At 68.6% G+C, this 18,259-nt stretch carries 17 protein-coding genes; 6 read left to right on the forward strand and 11 right to left on the reverse strand.

Annotated elements, in window-relative coordinates; genetic code table 11:
* Positions 1–103 precede the first annotated feature (103 nt).
* Positions 104–454 carry a DUF7344 domain-containing protein gene (locus tag NKT36_RS18370; RefSeq protein ID WP_327053882.1) on the forward strand — a complete coding sequence of 117 codons (351 nt, stop codon included), beginning with the start codon at positions 104–106 and terminating at the stop codon, positions 452–454.
* Positions 455–497: 43 nt separating this feature from the next.
* Here NKT36_RS18370 and NKT36_RS18375 read toward each other — a convergent pair whose 3' ends face one another.
* Positions 498–1,226 carry a class I SAM-dependent methyltransferase gene (locus tag NKT36_RS18375; RefSeq protein WP_327053883.1) on the reverse strand — a complete coding sequence of 243 codons (729 nt, stop codon included), beginning with the start codon at positions 1,224–1,226 and terminating at the stop codon, positions 498–500.
* A gap of 343 nt (positions 1,227–1,569) precedes the next feature.
* Here NKT36_RS18375 and NKT36_RS18380 point away from each other — a divergent pair, with 343 nt between their 5' ends.
* The gene (locus tag NKT36_RS18380) at positions 1,570–2,322 is read left to right on the forward strand and encodes a hypothetical protein (RefSeq protein WP_327053884.1); all 753 of its coding nucleotides are present in this window, start codon (positions 1,570–1,572) and stop codon (positions 2,320–2,322) included.
* Positions 2,323–2,457: 135 nt separating this feature from the next.
* On the opposite strand, the gene NKT36_RS19290 is transcribed toward NKT36_RS18380, so the two are convergent.
* Together NKT36_RS19290 and NKT36_RS18385 are read right to left on the reverse strand one after the other, a co-directional pair.
* Positions 2,458–2,604 carry an AGE family epimerase/isomerase gene (locus NKT36_RS19290; protein ID WP_407652254.1) on the reverse strand — a complete coding sequence of 49 codons (147 nt, stop codon included), beginning with the start codon at positions 2,602–2,604 and terminating at the stop codon, positions 2,458–2,460.
* A gap of 89 nt (positions 2,605–2,693) precedes the next feature.
* A complete protein-coding gene (locus tag NKT36_RS18385; RefSeq protein ID WP_327053885.1) occupies positions 2,694–5,522 on the reverse strand; it encodes a M14 family metallopeptidase in 2,829 nt (942 codons plus the stop codon).
* A gap of 539 nt (positions 5,523–6,061) precedes the next feature.
* On the opposite strand from NKT36_RS18385, the gene NKT36_RS18390 reads away from it, so the two are divergent.
* The gene (locus NKT36_RS18390) at positions 6,062–6,304 is read left to right on the forward strand and encodes a hypothetical protein (protein ID WP_327053886.1); all 243 of its coding nucleotides are present in this window, start codon (positions 6,062–6,064) and stop codon (positions 6,302–6,304) included.
* 22 nt (positions 6,305–6,326) lie between these two features.
* On the opposite strand, the gene NKT36_RS18395 is transcribed toward NKT36_RS18390, so the two are convergent.
* From NKT36_RS18395 to NKT36_RS18415, 5 genes are all read right to left on the reverse strand, one after another.
* Complete coding sequence (locus NKT36_RS18395; protein WP_327053887.1) at positions 6,327–7,607, reverse strand: glycosyltransferase family 87 protein; 1,281 nt, start codon at positions 7,605–7,607, stop codon at positions 6,327–6,329.
* Positions 7,608–7,994: 387 nt separating this feature from the next.
* The gene (locus tag NKT36_RS18400) at positions 7,995–9,596 is read right to left on the reverse strand and encodes a spermidine synthase (protein ID WP_327053888.1); all 1,602 of its coding nucleotides are present in this window, start codon (positions 9,594–9,596) and stop codon (positions 7,995–7,997) included.
* Positions 9,597–9,693: 97 nt separating this feature from the next.
* Positions 9,694–10,140 (reverse strand): hypothetical protein, encoded by a 447-nt coding sequence (locus NKT36_RS18405; protein WP_327053889.1) that lies wholly within the window; start codon positions 10,138–10,140, stop codon positions 9,694–9,696.
* Positions 10,141–10,221: 81 nt separating this feature from the next.
* A complete protein-coding gene (locus tag NKT36_RS18410) occupies positions 10,222–10,578 on the reverse strand; it encodes a hypothetical protein (RefSeq protein ID WP_327053890.1) in 357 nt (118 codons plus the stop codon).
* Positions 10,579–10,630: 52 nt separating this feature from the next.
* Complete coding sequence (locus tag NKT36_RS18415; protein WP_327053891.1) at positions 10,631–11,635, reverse strand: M24 family metallopeptidase; 1,005 nt, start codon at positions 11,633–11,635, stop codon at positions 10,631–10,633.
* A gap of 106 nt (positions 11,636–11,741) precedes the next feature.
* Between NKT36_RS18415 and NKT36_RS18420 the strand changes: the two genes are divergently transcribed.
* Entirely contained in the window at positions 11,742–12,695 is a 954-nt protein-coding gene (locus tag NKT36_RS18420; RefSeq protein WP_327053892.1) for an ABC transporter ATP-binding protein, read from the forward strand.
* The gene (locus tag NKT36_RS18425; RefSeq protein ID WP_327053893.1) at positions 12,692–13,510 is read left to right on the forward strand and encodes an ABC transporter permease; all 819 of its coding nucleotides are present in this window, start codon (positions 12,692–12,694) and stop codon (positions 13,508–13,510) included. Before NKT36_RS18420 ends, NKT36_RS18425 begins: the two co-directional genes overlap by 4 nt.
* 354 nt (positions 13,511–13,864) lie before the next feature.
* On the opposite strand, the gene NKT36_RS18430 is transcribed toward NKT36_RS18425, so the two are convergent.
* Positions 13,865–16,138: an amino acid permease gene (locus NKT36_RS18430; RefSeq protein WP_327053894.1), complete on the reverse strand. Its 2,274-nt coding sequence runs from the start codon at positions 16,136–16,138 to the stop codon at positions 13,865–13,867.
* A complete protein-coding gene (locus NKT36_RS18435; RefSeq protein WP_327053895.1) occupies positions 16,135–16,551 on the reverse strand; it encodes a universal stress protein in 417 nt (138 codons plus the stop codon). Before NKT36_RS18435 ends, NKT36_RS18430 begins: the two co-directional genes overlap by 4 nt.
* 364 nt (positions 16,552–16,915) lie before the next feature.
* Here NKT36_RS18435 and NKT36_RS18440 point away from each other — a divergent pair, with 364 nt between their 5' ends.
* A complete protein-coding gene (locus tag NKT36_RS18440) occupies positions 16,916–17,326 on the forward strand; it encodes a hypothetical protein (RefSeq protein WP_327053896.1) in 411 nt (136 codons plus the stop codon).
* 83 nt (positions 17,327–17,409) lie between these two features.
* Here NKT36_RS18440 and NKT36_RS18445 read toward each other — a convergent pair whose 3' ends face one another.
* Positions 17,410–18,168 (reverse strand): ZIP family metal transporter, encoded by a 759-nt coding sequence (locus NKT36_RS18445; protein ID WP_327053897.1) that lies wholly within the window; start codon positions 18,166–18,168, stop codon positions 17,410–17,412.
* Positions 18,169–18,259 lie beyond the last annotated feature (91 nt).

Raw genomic sequence — 18,259 nt, forward strand, 5'->3', positions numbered from 1 at the left:
AGTGCGACTGCGGCCTGGTCTAATATTTTAGACCGGTATCTTATGCGGGTGGGGTGGGTCCTGTCTACACGTCCGCAGCCATCCACGCCGTCCCTCGAGAACCATGAGCAATTCAAAGAACCAGACACCGTACGACTCGATCCGAACGAGCGAGCGAAACCTGGCGCCCGACCACCTGTTCGACCTGTTCGCGAGCGAACGCCGCCGCATCCTCCTGGCGGTGCTTCACGAACGGTCGCCGCCGCTCTCGTCCGCCGAGCTCGCCGAAGCCGTGGCGGCACGGGAGGCCGACGACGCGCCTCGCGACCTCGTCGAGCGCGTCCAGGTGTCGCTGCATCACGCCCACCTCCCCAAACTCTCAGACGCCGGACTCGTCTCGTACGACCCGGCGCAGTCGGTCGTCCGTGACGTCGCCGACGGTATCGAGGCCCTTCCGTTCGTCGAGGAACGCTGAATCGCCGCCGACGCACCGTCGTCCGGCGGGGACCTGTCAGGTTCTACGCCCGCGACGTCGTCTCCGGGAGCCACATCGCGAGGCTGTACATCTCGCCGACCTCCTCCGACCCGGTCTCGGCAGCGACGTCTTCGGCCGCCGCGACCAGTTGTTCGCCCAGGTCGCCGGGGACGGCCTCGGCGTGCGACCGGACGACGTCGACGTGCGCCGAGAAGTGGGATTCGGTCCACGGGACTGGGTCGAGCAGCGTTCGCGTCCGGTCGAACTCCCAGCCGAGGCCGCCGAACAGGCGGCGGAGCCCGTCGACCGGGTAGAACGTCAGCGCCGGGCGACGGCCGGCCAGCTCCGCGGCGGCGTTCTCGATCGCGAACAGGTGCCGGACGGCGGCGTCCGTCGGTATCGGCGCGTAATCGTCGACCACGAGGTGTGCGCCGGGCGCGGCGACCCGCGTCAGTTCCTCCGCTATCGCGACGGCCGACGACGGTTCGAGGACGTTGAACAGCGCGTGCGCGGTCACGACGTCGACGGCGTCCGCGGGCAGCGGCGTCGCTTCCAGGTCTGCTTCGAGGACGGCGACGCTGGACGCCTGACCCGTCCTGTCGCGGACCTTCGTCGCGTGGTCGGCGTCGTTCGTGATCGCGTAGACGCGTTCGGCGCCGCCTTCGACCAGGGCAGCCGTCATGTTCCCCACGCCGGCGCCCGCCTCCAGGCAGGTCCGCCCGTCGACCGGCCGGTCCGCGAGCGCCGTCGTGACGGTGTCCGGTACGTTCATGAGTTCGCCATCTGGACCGTGTCCGGTCCGTGCTCTTATTGTTTGCCGTGACTGTCACGTCGCGGGAACCGGCTGCGTCGCCTCCGTTCGCCGACGGCCCGTTGCCGTCTACCGTCGTCTCGTTGCCGTCCGCCGGCGTTCAGTTCCCCTCACGGTATTACTCGTCAGTTGTATTCGTCAGACTGGCCAGTACGGCCGAAGGCGTCCACCGTCTTCCCACCCTGGAATCCGGCAGCATCCCGCTACCGGTCGCCGCCGTCGCGGGGACGCGGGCCCCGCTCGTCCGCCCCGGTCCCGTCGCTGGAGGGACACGAATATATGCGAGTCGCGTAATCACCCGGTCATGCCCTCCCGAACCGAACGCGCCGTCGACGTCACGACCGCGTCGATTCCGCTGGCCGTCGTCCCCGCCGCTGCGACCCTCCTCTCGCTCTCGAAGGTCGCTCGTGCGCTCGCGGCCAGGGGCGGTGGCGGCGCGACGTTCCCCTTCCCGACGGGGTTGCCGACGCTGTGGACGTACGTCTCGCTCCCGAACGGCCCGGGCGGTCCGGGCGGTGCCGCAGCCGGCGGCCCGCTCTCCGTCCTCGCGTTCCTGCCGCTGTTCCTGGTGGGGCTGTTGATAACGTCGGCGCTCGAGGCCGGGTTCCTCGGGGCGCTCCTGGGCCGCATCGACGACGCGCCGCCGGCGTTCGTCGAGAGCGTGGAACGGTTCACGGTGCGGATGGTCGGCGTGAACCTCGTTCGGACGGCGGTCGTGCTCGCGGCGCTCCCGTTCCTGGTGTTCCCACCGCTCGCGCTCGCCGTCGTGGTCGTCCTCTCGTACCTCGTCTACGGCCTCCCGTTCGAACTCGTCGTCAGCGACGCCCCGCTCGGCGCGGCGCTCGCATCGACCGTGGAACGTGCGCTCGACGGCGGCGCCTACGCGTCGTTCGGCTTCGCACACCTCCTCGCCGGTAGCGTTGCGTCCTTCTTCGTGACGGGGCTCGTCCGGAACACCGGCGTCCTCGGCGTCGTCCTCGGGGCCGCCATCGTCGCCGTCCCGGCAGTGTTCGTCGCTACCTACGGCCTCCTCGTCTTCCGCGGCTTCGACGGGTGAACTGCCTCCGGCGTGCCGGCGGTCGCGGACCCGCTACCGTTCAAGCGCGTCGATGGCCACCGCCGCGTTGTTCACGGGGTGGTAGCCGGGCTCGACCGCCGGCCCCTCGCGGTCCACGTCTCGCTCGTCGTCCGGTTACAGTCGCTCGTACCAGTTCCCGTACTTCGGGTCGGTCAGGTGCTCTCTGGCGTACGTCCAGCACTCGTCGTACCACTGCCAGTACGTCTCGTCGCCGGTCTCCCCGGCGAGCGCCGCCGCGCCGACGGCCTCCGCGACCGCGATGGGGCCCGAGTCGCGGGCGTCTGAGAGCGCGACGGGACGCCGGCGTCACGGCGGCGACGTCGCCGGCCGTCGCGCTCGCCGTCGTCGGGTCACTCGAGCGTGCCGAACGTGTCGACGAGTTCCCCGTCAACGAAGCGCCGCTGCTCGAACCCGAGGGCGTTCGTCAGCACGGTGTGACTCAGGAACGTCGACGTGTACTCCAGCATCCCGAACGGGTGTGCGGTACCCTGGTACGCCGGCGGGAGCATCCCGCCGAGGACGTGGACGCCCGAACCGTCGTCGCGCGCGATGGACCCCGCGGTCACGAGCGACTCCGGGCCGTCGGTGACGCCCGCGACCGTTCCGCCCGCGCGCTCGAAGGCCGCCCGGTCGACGCCGGTGACGGGTGCGTCGGAGATCGGATACCCGACCGGTGGCACGTTGTAGAGCTCGCGCTGGACGTTCCGCGTGCCTGCCAGGAGCGGATGGTCGTCGTTCCGGTCGTCGAAGTGGGGGATGAAGATGCCGAAGGTGGTGACGTCGTCCGGCGCGACGGGCGCCGCCAGGTCGTTCTCGAGCGCGCCGAGGTGGGCGACGCCGGCGTCGGTGAGGACGAGGTTGCCGCCGTTCGCCACGAACCGGTCGAGCTCGCGAACGTACGCCTCCTCGTCGGCGCCCTCGGCGTGCGAGACGACGAGGTTCTCGACCGCGAGTCGGTCGCTCCGTCCGCGGAACAGCGCACCGTCCTTCACGGCCTCGACCGTCGTCCCCGTCATCGCGTCCGTGATATTCCCGCCGCCGCGCCGGCCACGCCCGCCGTCGTTCCCCGTCGCGTCGGCGACGTACTCCGCGTAGTCGTCGAAGTACGCCAGCGGCGAGACGCTGTAGTCGCGCTGCTCGTAGCCGAAGACCGACTCGGGGTCAGGTGCGTCGACGTCGCCGCCACCGCCGGTGACGACCGTCCGCTGGACCGTCACCCGCGTCGCCCGGGTCCCGCCGACGGTCTTCACCTCGACCGTCCACTCTCCCGTGGCGGGCGACGCGACCGACCACTCTATCGTCCGTCGTCCCCGACGTTCGGTGGCGGCGTGCGTTCGAACGACGCGCCCGCTCGGGTCGCGGAGCTTCGAGAGGACGGGCCCGTCCTGCGAGTCGACCGTCACCGAGAGCTGTCGCGCGTCGCCGGGGACGGAGACCGTCGACGCGGTCCACCGTCCGTCGACCGTCACCGTCTCGCCGGTCGTCGTCGCGTCGCCCTCCTCGAAGGACAGGTCGCTCGACCGTCGCGTGAGGGCGTCGGTCTCGACGTACGCCGTGGTCGCGCCGCCCGTCCGCACGTCCGCCGTCACCTCGGTCGCGGCGTGTTCCGTCACGCTCCGGATGGCGGCCAGGTATCCGCGCACCTGCAGGTCGACCAGCCACGGCCGGAACGTCGTCCTGTCGAACACGCGGTTGTCCCACCCCATCTCGTGGGCCATCATCGTGACCCCGAGACCGCCCTGCTCCTCGGGGTGGCTCATCCAGCTGATGAGCGTCCCGGAGGTGGTGTACCGGATGGTGTCGTAGATGGTCCCGTACGTGTACGCCGAGTCCGGTTCGGGGAGGTCGATGTCGTCGGCCTCCTCCGGCGGGACGCCGAATCCGTCGATCAGGTACTCCCGATTCAGCGACGCGAACTGCTCGCGACGTGCCTCGAGGTCGCTCTCGATTTCGGCCGATATCCGGTCCTCCGTCCGGCGGTTGAGCTCGTAGACGTCGTGGAGTTCGCCGTGGTCGTACTGGTCGTTGACGATGAGTCCCTCGATGAAGCTCTCCGACCAGAACATCCCGTGGAGGTCGGACCCGTACTCGAGGTTCTCGTAGTCGCGGAGCGCCTCGACGATGTCGAGCGAGTCGGGCACGATACGCTCGTAGTCCTTCGGCGACGTCGGGACGTCGTCGTCGACGCCGGGGGCGTCGTCCGCCAGGTCCGCTCCGTTCGGCTCGGCGGGGTAGTACGCGGGGTCGATCCACCCGACGGTGGGATACCCGCGGTTCGGGTCGACGCCGGTCGCGGTCTCGCGCTTGAAGGAGTTGTGCTCCGGCTCCGGGTCCCCCGTCGGGTCGTCGTTGACGAGGTACTCCTGTCGGCGCGCCGCCCACCCGTCGGGGTTCGTGTACGCGAACAGGAGCACGACGTCGTCCAGGAGTGCCTCGACCGCCGGCTCCTCGCCTTCGAGCAGTCGCTCGACGAACCGCGACCCGGCCTCGGCTCCCGACCGCTCGTCGCCGTGGATGCTCAGCGAGAAGAACACCTTCTCCTTCTCGCGGAACGCCGCCTCGTCGTCGACGTCGTTGGTCACCTCGACGACCCACAGCTCCTTCGGGTCGGCGGCCGTCTCCGCGAAGAGGTTCTCGTGGCCGGGACTCTGGCCCCACGACCTGACCCGCACCCTGTCCTCGTGTTCGGCGGCGAGGTGCTGGACGCCGTCGATCATCTGCTCGTAGTCGATGAAGTCGACGCTGTCCTCGACGGCCGGGAACACGCCGTCGGGGTAGTGACCGAGCCGCCAGAACGGGTTCGACCCCGGCGAGTACCTGAGCCGGGTCACGACCGGAAGTTCGGTTACCTCCCCGACCTCGGCGGGCGTCAACCGGAGCCACGCTGCGGCCGTCGGTTCGTTCGTCGTCCGGAACCGCTCGTCGGCGTACTCCTCGAGCCCCTCGAACGTCGGGTGACGGAGTTCGACCAGCGTCGGGATCTCGTAGTCGTCGTCGACGCGTTCGACGACGAACCCGTAGAGGTCGGTGAGCTTCGACGACGTGGTGTCTGCCGACCCGACGCCGGAGAGGGACACCGCGCCGGCCGTCGCGGCCGACAGGCGGACGAACTGCCGTCGCGACAGCGGGGCGTCTTCGAGGCGATGCGATTCGGAACTGTGTGTGATTTCTTCCTCCATCCGAAACACGGTACCGAAGTACCATGCCGGAGTCGTCTCTCGACAACTTAAATTTAAGTATAGAATAGCAAAATTATATAATATGGGTTATAGTTCCGGCTGCTAGTTCACGGTGCAGGAACCGTCGTTCTCGACCAGCCCTCGTCGTGCCTGATAGCGCTGGCCTCGGAAACACGGCTGGCGAGACCAGTTTCGACCCTCGTCACGGTTCGTCTTTCTCCAGACCCGCGGAACCGACTCCACTCCCGGACGTCGTGCCACGTCAGGCGCTCGCGTCCACCACCGACCGCGCCGCGCTGGACGGTCGACTCGGACGCGACAGCCACGACCGTCAGTCTGTTCCGACGCTCCTCGTGACCACGGCGACGTCGCGAGTGACACCTCTCTCTGGCCGTCGGACCCGGCGTAGCCTGTCGATAATACTCAACAGTGTTACTGGCGGCACTGACTGATAATACTATCCGGGACCCCGACAGGGACGTCTGCGACGAACGTGTTCGGGACAGGCGTCTCGGAGGGCGAGGAGCAACTATCGAAGGATGACAGGAAGCGAACGCGACGACGCCGAGGAGGCGGTTCGCGACTGGGGCGAGGAGGTCCGACGCCGCGAGCTTTCGAGGGCGCTCCGGCGTCTGGAGGCCAGCGGCGAGGTGACGGCCGAGGAGCGGGCCCTCGTCGCCGTCACGTCCCGGCGCGTCGTCGCCGCGCTGATCGAGCGGTGGCTGGCGAACTGCCGGTCGGACGCCGCCGTCGCCGTGCTGGCCGACGTCGTCACGGACTAGCCGGCGATTCCGCCGACCACGGTCAGTCGCCCGTCGACTGCACCTCGACGGGCCGTCGCCGCCGATAACAGCGACACCGGTAGAGCACGCATCCCAGAAGGACGACGGCGAGTCCGACGAGCGGGACGGACGCGACGGACAGCGCGGGTCGGACGACGTGACGAACCGTCGCCACTGTCCCCGACGGGACCCCCAGCGTCGTAAGCGCCTCCGTGAGGTGCCGTGGCCTGAACGGGACGGAGAGGACGACCGTCCCTGCCGTGAGCGTTCGGGTCACGCCGGGGTCGTCGACGCAGTACAGAAGCGGCACCAGCGGGAAGTACAGGTAGAGGACGTGATGCGCGTTCGTCGCCGGTGAGACGACGAGCATCGCGACGATGGTGGCGAGGTAGGCGACCAGTCGGTCCGTTTCGGTGTGGAGTCGGGCGTACACCAGTCCGATGACGGGGAGGAGCAACAGAACGGCGATGGGCGTGTAGAGTACGGGGTCGACTGACGGGAGCAGGTTCGAGAGCGGACGACTGAGCGTCAGCCCCGAGAAGTCGGGACTCATCCCCGCCTCGAACTCGTCGACGCGGCTCCGCTCGGTGAGCAGGAAGCGCAGGTACGTCCGATGCATTTCGAGGCCGAACAGGACGACGCCCGCAGCGAGCGTCGCGGTGCACGTGGCGACGAGTCCCGCCACCGCTCGCCACGCTCGATGGCGGAGATACCAGACCCCGAGGACGACGGGGAAGAGCTTGAACGCCGTCGCGACGCCGAGCGCCGCACCGCTCAGCAGCTCCCGGTCCGCCCGGTGGGCGAGGTAGGTGACGGTGAGACCGAGCAGGACGAGGAAGTCGACCTGTCCCTGGCCGTAGACGACGAGCGGGTACGTGCTCGTCGAGCAGAACCCGACCACGAGCAGATTATCGACCGTCCGGAGTCCGACGCGCTGGTCCTCCAGGTAGCGGACCATCAGGAGGCCACAGGCGACGGCCATCCCGAGGCTGCCGGCGACCTGCAGGAGATACGCCGCCTCCCAGGGCAGCGCCGCGAAGGGGTAGAACGCGAGGACCGTGACGGGCGGGTAGACGAACTCACCTGCGCCGACCGGCGGCGAGACGCCGACGAAACTCCGACCGCGTCGGGCGAGTCCGGCGGCGAACCGATAGGCGCGGAAGTCCCAGGCGAGCGGGGCGCGCTGGGCGACGAGCAGGAAGTACGCCGGAACCGCCGTGCCGGCCAGAATGCCGACCAACAGACCGAGGCGCGGTAGCGTCCACTCGCGGGTCGGACGTCCCGGTTTGGCGCGATCCGCCATCTGTCACCGTCGAGATGGGGCGGTCGGCGTCCAGACTCGCTGCGGTTTCGGATGGAGAGAACTGACGGCAGACCGTCGGGGGACGGCGTGCGGGGAGACTGACATAGCAGGTCGACCATCGCAGGAGAGGGGGTTAATGACTGAGGGGGAATTGCAGAGTGAGAAACTCGTCGAAACCGCTATCCATCGGTCGGTCGGTGCCCGAACGTGTCAACCTAATTCGATGTACGCGGCCGTGCCGGCACCGTCACCAACGTAGCCACCCGTGGTCCGACGGTGCGAGGACGAGCGGTTGTTCGCACGGGTGTCCCGACGGAGCGTTCGGTCGGTAACGCGTCGCCGACCGTCTGTCTGTCGACGCTGTCGTCGCCAGTCGACCCCTCCGTGCTACGCCCCGGCAGTCGCGTTCATCCCCGGCGCTCCCTCGACGACGTACTGCCGCCCGGCCATCTCGTTCAGCATCTCGTCGACCGGCGCGTAGTCGTCGCGCAGCACGGGGACGTCGCCCGTCTCCTCGCTCGCCCTGTAGGGCTCGATCTCGTCAGCCAGGTCGATGCCGACGTCACGGTCCCGGTTCCGGGCCGTGAGCTCGCTCTGGGTGACGACTCCGGGGTCTTTCGTCGCGACGAGTTCGATGTTCTGCACGTGGCTCCCCGACCCGTACGTCGGGAAACTGTACACGTGGGGGAACGACGTCTCCATCGTCCGGTACTCCGCGCGGTAGAACTGCGAGGCGCTGCCCGACGGCGCGGAGATGACGTTCATGTACAGGATACCGTCGTCGGACAGGCGCTCTTTCGCCAGTTCCATGAACTCGCGCGTGGTGAGCTGGAACGGCACCTGGTCCTTCTTGAACGCGTCGACGACGACGAGGTCGTACTCGGTCTCGGTCTCCTGCAGGTACTGGCGGCCGCCGACGGTGTGGATGGACAGGTTCGCGGACTCCTCGACGTCGAAGTACTGCTTGCCCGCCCGGACGACCGCCGGGTCCACCTCGGCCACGTCGACGGTGACGTCGTACTCGTGGACGAAGTGTTTCGGCCCGGTGAACCCGCCGCCCCCGACGAACAGCACGCGGTCGATCTCGTCGGGGTCGTCTGCGAACAGGAACGGGAGGTGCATGTACCGCGAGTAGTCGAACACGTGCCGGTACGGGTCATCGAGGTCCATCGCGCTCTGGGGCTGGCCGTTCAGGTACATCGTCCGGACGCCGCGCCGGTCGGCTATCTCTAGCTTCTGGTACTGCGTCTGGGTCTCGTGGATCGTGTCGCCCGGTATCCCGCCGGTCTCCTCCTCGACCACGTCGACCGCGCCGGGCGCTGCGACGGGCGCGACCGTCAGCATCGAGACGGCGCAGACGACCGTCACCGTCTTGTGTCGGTCGACGCCCGACGTCGTCGTCAGCGAGATCGCGAACGCGGTCCCGAGCAGCAACAGCGCGAACAGCAACTCGATGGTCACCGTGGCGAACGCCGGGATGAGGACGAACGTCGTCCCGAACGCGCCGACGATACTGCCGATCGTCCCGACCGCGTACACGTGCCCGGACGCCCCGCCCACCGTCTCGGCGTCGAGCAGTTCCGCGGCGTACGGGCTGAAGAATCCGAGGATGTACGTCGGGACGGCCAGGTACGCGACGACCGCGGGCAGCGACGCGAACCGGTCGGGCAGTGGTATCGTCGAGGCGGCCGCGAGGAGCGGGTCGCCGACCCAGACGAGTCCGCCGATGTACACCGCCGTGTAGACCAGCAACCGGACGATCTTCCCCGGGGTGGCCTGCTCGTCCGCGCGTCTCCCGCCGTAGTGGTAGCCGACGCTCAGTGCGGTGAGCGAGACGCCGATGATGCTCCCCCACACGAAGATGCTGCTCCCGAACTCGGGGGCGACGACGCGACCGACGAGGATCTCGATGCCCATGCTCACGACGCCGGAGACGAACACCGCGACCTCCGGCACCGTGACACGGTCCGCGAGGCTTCGTTGAGACACTGTTCGGTGACGGTGTAGGCGTGAGCGGTAGTTAAATCCCCCCGAAGGCGCGGTGGTTGCGCGCCGATGTCGTCGTCCGTCGCCCGGCTCGGAACCGTCACCCGCTGTCCGGTTCGGACGACGGGTCGACCGCACACGTCGAACACGCCCGCGTGTGACGGTAGTAGAGCAGTCCCGCGAAGAGGACGACGCTGACCGCCCCGAGCAGCGGGCGGAGCGGGTCGAAGTACGTCATCAGTGCGGAACTGCTGAACAGCGCCAGCAGGAGGGCGTTGCAGATCGGGCACCCGAACGCCAGGAACCCGGCGACGGTGCTCAGGGTGACGACGCTGTCGTCCCCGCGCGTCTCCTCGGGGACGCGCTGGACGGTGTAGACGCCGAGGAACCCAGCCGTGAACACGAGGAAGAGGTAGTCCAGCGCAGTCCGGGGGACCATCCGGACGTAGAGCGGGTTCGGGACGAGTCCCGTGACGACGCCGAAGAGGACGAAGGCACCGACGCTCACCCCGAGTCCTTTCGCGATTCGCATCCTATCGGCGACCATCTCTGCCACGGGTTTTCGGGGCGACGGGGTTAAAAACCTCGACCGGCTTCGCCGCGTGAAAAGACGCCCGTCCGGCGGGCGCTACAGTCCGAGCAGTCGGCGCAGGCGCTCGACGGGACCGTCCGCCGTCGGCAGTTCGCGTTCGAGTTCGTCGAGTTCGTCGTCGCCGAAGCGGTCGTCGCGACGCGCCGTTCGCAGCCACTCGCTCCACTCCTCGGGCGTCAGGGTTCCCCGCGAGTCCGGTGCCCACTGTTCGCGGAGCGCGTCGCGGTCGCGGAACGGGACGTCCATGCCGCTGTCGCCCCAGTACAGCGGCGAGAGTTCGAGGGCGTACTCGTCGTCGTCCGGAAAGACGACGCGGAACGGGTAGTTGTCGTGGAGGATGACGTCCCCTTCGGTGACGGTGTCCCCGTTCGGTAGCTCGAATTCGTCGCGCATCGGCGCACACTTCGCGCTCCCGACGCTTGAGGATTCTCCCGCGGCCGCCGTGCTACACCACGGCGAGTTCCCGCGGGTAGTCGGTCAGGGTCTCGTAGCCCGTCTCGGTCACCACGACCAGGTCTTCGAGGCGGACGCCGCCGGTTCCCTGCTCGTACAGTCCAGGTTCGACCGTGACGACGTGGCCGGGCCGGAGCTCCTCGCCGCCCCAGCTGAGCTTCGGGCGTTCGTGGACGTCGAGGCCGACGCCGTGCCCGGTGCTGCTCGTGAAGCCGTCGTCGGTGGCCTCGTCGGTCCGGAGCGTGGGATACCCCTCGCGTTCGAAGACGTCGCAGACCGCGTGGTTTACCGCCGCGCCCGTGACCCCGGGCTCGACCGCGTCTAGCGCCGCGTCGAAGGCTTTGCGGGTCACGTCGTACCACTCCCGTACTTCGTCGTCCGGGTCGCCCTTCACGAACGTCCGGGTCATGTCCGCGACGTACCGCGTCTCCCGGTCGCGCGGGACGACGTCGACGATGACCGGTTCGCCCGCCTCGATGGGGCCCGTGCCGACCGCGTGACCCTGGGCGCTCTCCAGGCCGGAGGCGACGATGCACTCGTCCATCTCGCAGCCCTCGTCGCGGAGGGTCTCCTCGATGGTCCGGCGGACCCGCTCGCTCGTCAGCACCTCGTCGTCGAGATGGAGGACGCCGTCGGCGACAGTCGCACGTTCGAACATCTCCGCGGCGGCCGCCATCGCCGCCTCGTTCGCGCGCTGGGTCGCCGCGACGTGCTCGACGACCTTCTCGCCGTAGTCGAACGCCGAGAACCGGTGGACGCTGTCGGCGTCGCTGTCGGCGCTCGCCCGCGAGTACTCCAGGTCGGGGACGAGGAGTCGCACCGCGCCGTCGGCGTACAGCGTGACGAAGTTGCCCATGGCGTGGAACCCAGAGAGGTAGTGCTGGTCGCTGTCCTCGCCGTCGGCGTCGACGAGGGAGTCGTCCGTTCCTGCGTCGTCAACTGCGGATGCGTGGGGGCCATGTGGCGAACGTGAACGAAGGCGTTGATAGAGCCACACGGTCACCGGTCCGTGCGCAGTTCGTCGCGACGCCCCGCCGCAGTCGGCCGATTCAGCCGTACTTCTCCGACGGAGTTATGTAACTGTGGTGGTGGGTTTTGGACGAATGCCCGCCATCGAAACCCGCTCGTTGACGAAGCAGTACGGTTCCCTCCACGCCGTCCGCGATGTGGACCTCGTCGTCGAACGAGGCGAGGTGTTCGGCTTCCTCGGCCCGAACGGCGCGGGGAAATCCACGACCATCGACGTGCTCCTGGACCTCGTTCGCCCGACGTCGGGGTCGGTGTCCGTGCTCGGACGCGACCCACAGGAAGAACCACGGGCCGTCCGCGAACGCGTTGGCGTCCTCCCGGAGGCGTTCGGCTACTATGGGGACGCCACGGCCCGCGACCACGTCGCGTTCGCCGTCGACATGAAGCGAGCCACCGCCGACCCGAGTGCCGTTCTGGAGCGCGTCGGCCTCGCGGACGCCGCCGACCGCCGCGTCGAGGGCTTCTCGAAAGGGATGCGTCAGCGACTGGGCCTCGCGATGGCACTCGTCGGCGACCCCGACCTCCTGATCCTGGACGAACCGCTCGCCGGCCTCGATCCGACCGGCGCACGCCTGCTCCGCGACGTCGTCCGTGCCGAACGCGACCGCGGCGTCGCCGTGTTCCTCTCCAGCCACATCATGGACCAGGTCGAGACGCTCTGTGACCGCGTCGGTATCATGAACCAGGGCGAACTCGTCGCCGTCGACGACGTCGAACGTCTCCGCTCGACGGTGGCCCGACAGTCGACGTTCGTCGTCACGGTCGACGCCGTACCGGACGACCACGGCGTTGCGAACGTCGACGGCGTCGCCGACGTGACGGCCCGTGACGGGACGCTCCGGGTATCCTGCACCGACGCGACGGCCAAGGCAGCCGTCGTTCGCCGTCTCGAAGCCGCTGGGGCGACGGTGCTGGACGTCTGCAACGAGTCGACGCCGCTCGAGGAACTGTTCGTCGCACTCACCGGCTCGAACGACGAGACTGTGGATGGCCCGGCGGTCGAGGAACGGACGGTGACGATGGCATGACCCCGGACTCGCGTGCCTGGACCATCGCCCGTGAGGACTTCGAGCACGCCCGCCGCAGTCGGCTACTGTGGGGCGCGCTCGCCCTCATCTCGCTCCTCGTCGTCCCCTCCTTCTGGAGCGTCACGGGGAGTTACCACGCCGTCGACGGCCGGCCGTCGCCCCCGTTGCAGGCCGTACTGGACGTTCCCGCCTACCTGTCGACGTACCTGTTCGTCATCGTGGCTGCCCTCGCCTACGGAGCGGTCGCCGGCGAACGCGAGTCCGGAACCATCAGGCTGCTGCTCGGCCTGCCCGGAACCCGCTGCGACGTCCTCGTCGGCAAACTACTTTCGCGCGTCGGGATGCTCCTCGTCTCGGTCGTTCCTCTGCTCGCGATCTTGGCGACGACCATCGTCGTCCGCCAGGGGACGGTCCCGTTCGTCCCCTTCGCGGTCGTCGCCGCGTGGGTGCTCCTGTACGGCATAGCCTGGACGACGTTCGCGGTCGGCGCCTCCGCCGCGTTCGACTCGCGATACCGGGCGCTCGCCGCCGTCGCCGGCACGTACATCGCGTTCGCCTACAACGTGCCAATCTGGCCGGCGGTCGTCGACCCACTGCTGACCTCGCTGCTCCCTGCCGGGATGGAGTCGTACGTCCCACGCCTCAACCCGACGCTCGCGCTCTTCTACACAGGTGAGTGGCTCGTCTCACGGGTGACGCCGGTCACCGCTGATATCGGAACCGCGCCGGCGCTGGTGTCGGTCCTCGTGCTCCTGCTCGTCGGCGTCGGCGGCCCGCTGCTGGGGTACCGGCGCTTCGAACGCGCCGACCTGTGATAGCGACGGGAGCGGCTCGTTCCACACCTGCACGACCGACCGGCGGTCCGTATCGCGTGGTGGTCGGCTCTCCGATGGAGTGAACTGGTTTTATTCACCAACAGACCGAAGTCGTACTATGGTCTCCGACGCGTCACTTCGCTCGATACGTCGATGGCTCATGCTCGTCGCCCTCCTGCTCACGGTCCAGATATACTACACTGCGGCCGGGAACTAATCGGTGCCGCCCGGTGGGAACGTCGTGGGGCTGTCCATGGTCGTCCTCGGATTCTTCGTGGGCGGTTCCCTCGTCCTCTCCTTCGTGGAGAACTCCCCGGAGTAGGGCGCTCGACGGGGGAGGCCCTTCGAACTCTCCTACTCCCCGGCGTCGTTGCCGAGCAGGCGCTCGAGGAAGTCCCGCTTGCGAGCGCGCTCGGCGAGCAGGACGGAGCACTCTACGTCGTCGACGACGTCGAGGACGAGCGACCCGCGGAAGAGCCGGGAGAGCAGGCCGCGCTCGGTCGCGCCGACGACGAGCATGGTGCTGTCGGTGGCCGCTCGTTCGATGGCGGTCTCGACGTCGCCCGTCTCGACGCGCTGGTCGGCGTCCACGAGGTCGTGGCCCTCGGCCCAGTCTTCCAGGAAGGCGGTGCCCTCCTCGACGTCGTCGGCCACGTGCAGCAGCGTGACGTCGGAGTCGTACTCGGACTGCAGCAATCGCGCGATCTCGGCGGAGAGGTCCGAGTCGGGACCGCCCGCCGTCGGGACCAGGATGCGGTCCGTGTCGAACCCGCGGTCCTTCAGCACGAGGAAGTCGCAGGGGAGGTCGACGGCCAGGTCGTCGATGGCGCTCTCGACGCGGCCTGGCGACCCGTGCAGGCTCTCGCCCCAGCCCATGACGACGAGGTCGGCGTCGTGCGCCCGGGCGGCGTCGAAGATTTCCTCGAACGAGCGGTGAGAGACGATGGTGTGCGTCTCGACGTCGACGCCGAACGTATCCGCGTCGCGCTCCGCCTCGTCGAGGATGGTGTGGTAGTCCTCCTCGAGTTCCTCGACGTGGTCGGCGGCGTACTGGAGTGCGGTCTGGTCGGGCGCCGTGATGATGTGGACGGCGTCGACCGTGCCGCCGCGCTGCCTGGCGACCGCGCTCGCGAGCGTGATGAGTTCCTTCTCGTGTTTCGGGTTCGCGAGCGGCACCATGACGCGGTAGTCGCCGCCGTCGGGCTGGACGGTGCTCGCCGCTGACACCGCCGCGTCCGGCATGTCGTCCGCGCGCGAAAGGACGTACTGACTCAGGATGCCCCGTTTGTCCGCCTTGCTGCGGGCGTAGACCAGGTACCAGACGAGCCCCCCGGCGACGAACACCAGCGAGAGCGCGATCTCGATCGGTTTCATGAACGCGATCAGCCCGAACGACGTGACCGCGCCGACGATGGGGACGACGGGGTACAGCGGCACCTCGAACTCGGGCTGGTACTCCTCGACCTCGCTTTCGCGCATCACGATGAGCGCGACGTTCAGCAGGCCGTAGACGATGAGGTGGAGGACGCTCCCGGCCTTCGCGAGCGTCTTCACGTCGCCCGCGACGATGAACAGCAGGATGAGACCGCCCGTTACGGCGATGCTGCGGTACGGCGTGGCGAAGTTCGGGTGGATCTCGTTGAGCCTGGTGCTGATGAGCTTGTCCCGTCCCATCGCGAAGTTGATGCGGGAGGACGCGAGGATGGAGGCGTTCGCGCTGGACGCGGTCGCCAGCAGGCCGGCGAACGTCAGTACCGCGACGCCGGCGGCGCCGAGGCCGACGGTCCCGAAGGCGATCTCGGCGACGTCGAGCACCGGCTTGTCCGTAAACTCGGGCGTGAGCTGTCGCCAGTTGATCACGCCCATCAGGACGACCATGATGATGGCGTACATCGTGGTCACGATGAGGACGCTCCCGACGACGGCCAGCGGGAGGTTCCGTCCAGGGTTCTTCAGTTCCTCCGCGACGGTCGTGATCTTCGCAAACCCGAGGAAGGAGACGAACACCAGGCCGGTCGCTGGGAGGACGGCGGTCGCTCCGCCGGTCTCGGCCGGGAAGAACGGCCGCAGCGTCGAGAGGTCGGCCTGCAGGAAACCCAGCACGGAGAAGACGGTGAGGATGCCGACCAGCAGCGTCACGATGACGATCTGGATGCTCCCCGTCTCCTTCGCGCCGACGTAGTTGATACTGATGAACGCCAGTCCGGCCAGCAACGCGCCGAACTGGTACTCCGTCAGCCCGACCGGGCCGAGCGCGAGCGCCGGCAGCGGCAGGAACGTGGCGAGGTACTCCCCGAACCCGAGCGTGTAGAAGGCGCTCGCGAACGCCAGCCCCATCCAGTTCCCCCAGCCCGCTATCGACCCGAACAGCGGCCCGAGGGCGTGGTTGACGTAGTAGTAGCTCCCGCCCGCCTTCGGCATCGCGGTGCCGAGTTCGGACGCCGACAGCGCGGTGAACAGCGAGATGATCCCCCCGACCACGAAGGACAGGGCGACGGCAGGGCCGGCCGCCGCGGCTGCCTGCCCCGGCAGCACGAAGATGCCGGCGCCGATCATCGTCCCCACGCCGATGGTGAGCGCGGACAGCAGTCCGAGGTCCTTCGCGAGCTCCTCGTCCTGGCCTGTCATCCGTCGTCCTCCCCGGGGAGTGCGACGACGGGGCGGTCGGCCTCGGTCAGCAGGCGGAGCGACCGGTCGCCGCTCAGGAACTTCACGACGCGGCCCCCCTCGCGCGGTCGGAAGACGATGGCGCTGGCGTCCAGTTCCTCCGCCACCTCGACGATGCCCGCGACCACGTCCCGTCGGTAGGCCGTCGCCGTCTCGGCGTCGGGGAACGTCTCTCGGAACGCCTCGAACGCGTCCGCCGCGACCGCCTCGGATTGCTCGACCGGCGTCTTGTCAGGCACGCCCTCGCCCTTCTCGACCACGTGGACAACCGTGACGCTTTCAACGTCGTACGGCTCGAGCGCGGACGCCGTCGCGTGGGCATCCGCCGCGTCGGCGACGGGGACGACGACCGACTCGTCGAACGAGCGGCTCATCCGCGCACTCCGGGTTCGACCGGTCGCAGGCGTCCGCCACCCGGTGGGGCTGCGGTGGCGTTTCCCGTGCGAGCGTCGTCCGCTACCGCGCTGGCAGCGACGCGCTGCCGGTAGCGCGTCCGCGTCGGGAGAGTCTCGGAAGTGGGATCGCGTGTCGTCGCTGTCATTGTGCGACGCTTTCGAACCGTGATGCATAAAATACCTTGAGTTCCGCGCCAGCCATGGGACCACGGCGTCCACTCCGCCCGTCCAGTGAACGGTCATGCTTTATGTCCCGGGCGGCCCGTGCACCGACCGTGCCCCCCATTTCCCGTCGCACCATCCTCGCGTCCCTCGGCTCTGTCGCCGTCGCTGGCCTCGCGGGGTGTTCGTCACTCCAGTCCGCCCGCCCGCCGGGAGCCTCCGCTTCGAGAACGACCACGACCTGCCGCACGCGATCGCCGTGCGCGTCACCGACATCGGCTCGGACCCCGGCGACGGCCCCGGCGCAGTCGTCGGCGACCCCGTCGTCGTCCCCGCCCATCGGAACCTGACGGCGTCGACGACGATCGAATCCGGCGAGCGTCAGACGTACGAGGGCGTCTTCACCGAGCCGGTCTGGTACGCCGTCGCGTTCACCGTCGACGGGCGGGAACCGGCGAACGACGCGGGCGTGACGGCGTTCCATCCCGCTCCCTCGACGGACGAGAGAGGTTCCTTCCTCTCCGGGAAGGTGTACCCGTCCGGTGACTTCTCGTGGGTAGTCAGCAGCACCGGGGACGGCGGTCCGTTCTAGGTCCTGACCTGCGGTCCGTGCCGATCGCCGTCCCCCGAGGTCATCCCGTTCGTGGTGGCGTCGGACGAAGCCCACCGGTCAGTTCAGCCGAACTCCGGCCGCAGGAGCCTGATGGTGAGCATCAGTCCGATACCGACGAGGAACACGACGAAGTAGAGGAACGACTGCCGAACGTTCGCTTCGCGTTTGATCTCTGGGACGAGGTCCGAACTCGCGATGTAGATGAAGTTGCCCGCCGCAAACGGGAGCAGCACGGTTGGGACCTCCCCGATGTACCCCTGGAGTGCGATGCCGACGACGCCCCCGACGATGACCGTCGCCTGGGTGAGGTAGTTCAGCACGAGCGCCTGCCAGCGGCCGAAACCCCCGTACACGAGGACGCCGAAGTCCCCGATCTCCTGTGGGACCTCGTGGAGCGCGATCGCCAGGGAGGTGGTGATGCCGAACGAGACGGAGACGAGGAAGGCGGCCGCGATGACGAGTCCGTCGATGAAGTTGTGCAAGGTGTCGGAGACGAGGACGAGATACGAGACCGGTTCGCGGTCGTGCGTGGTCGCGTGGTGGTGATGCCAGTTCAGGAACTGTTCGAGTACGTAGAACAGGCAGAACCCACCGATGAGATACAGGAACAGCGGGAGGGTATCGGCGGTCCCGACGTCGGCGATCGCCTGTGGGAGGAGGTGGAGGAACGCGCCACCCATGAGGCTGCCGGCCGCCAGGGCGACCATCCCCAGCAGTATCCGGTCGAGCAGTTCGGCCCGTAACACCAGCGTGAGGACGCCGGTCCACGCGGTCAGACTGATCGTGAACGTCGCGACGACGGTCCAGCCGAACGGCCCCATCGGTCCGGTCACACCGTGGTTCGCCGGACGTATAGTTCCGCCCCCGAAGTCGTCGGTCCAGCGACGACGGTACCGCGACGGACGCGTCAGT

Source organism: Halomicrococcus gelatinilyticus (assembly GCA_024227995.1).
In the GTDB taxonomy this organism is placed as follows: domain Archaea; phylum Halobacteriota; class Halobacteria; order Halobacteriales; family Haladaptataceae; genus Halomicrococcus; species Halomicrococcus gelatinilyticus.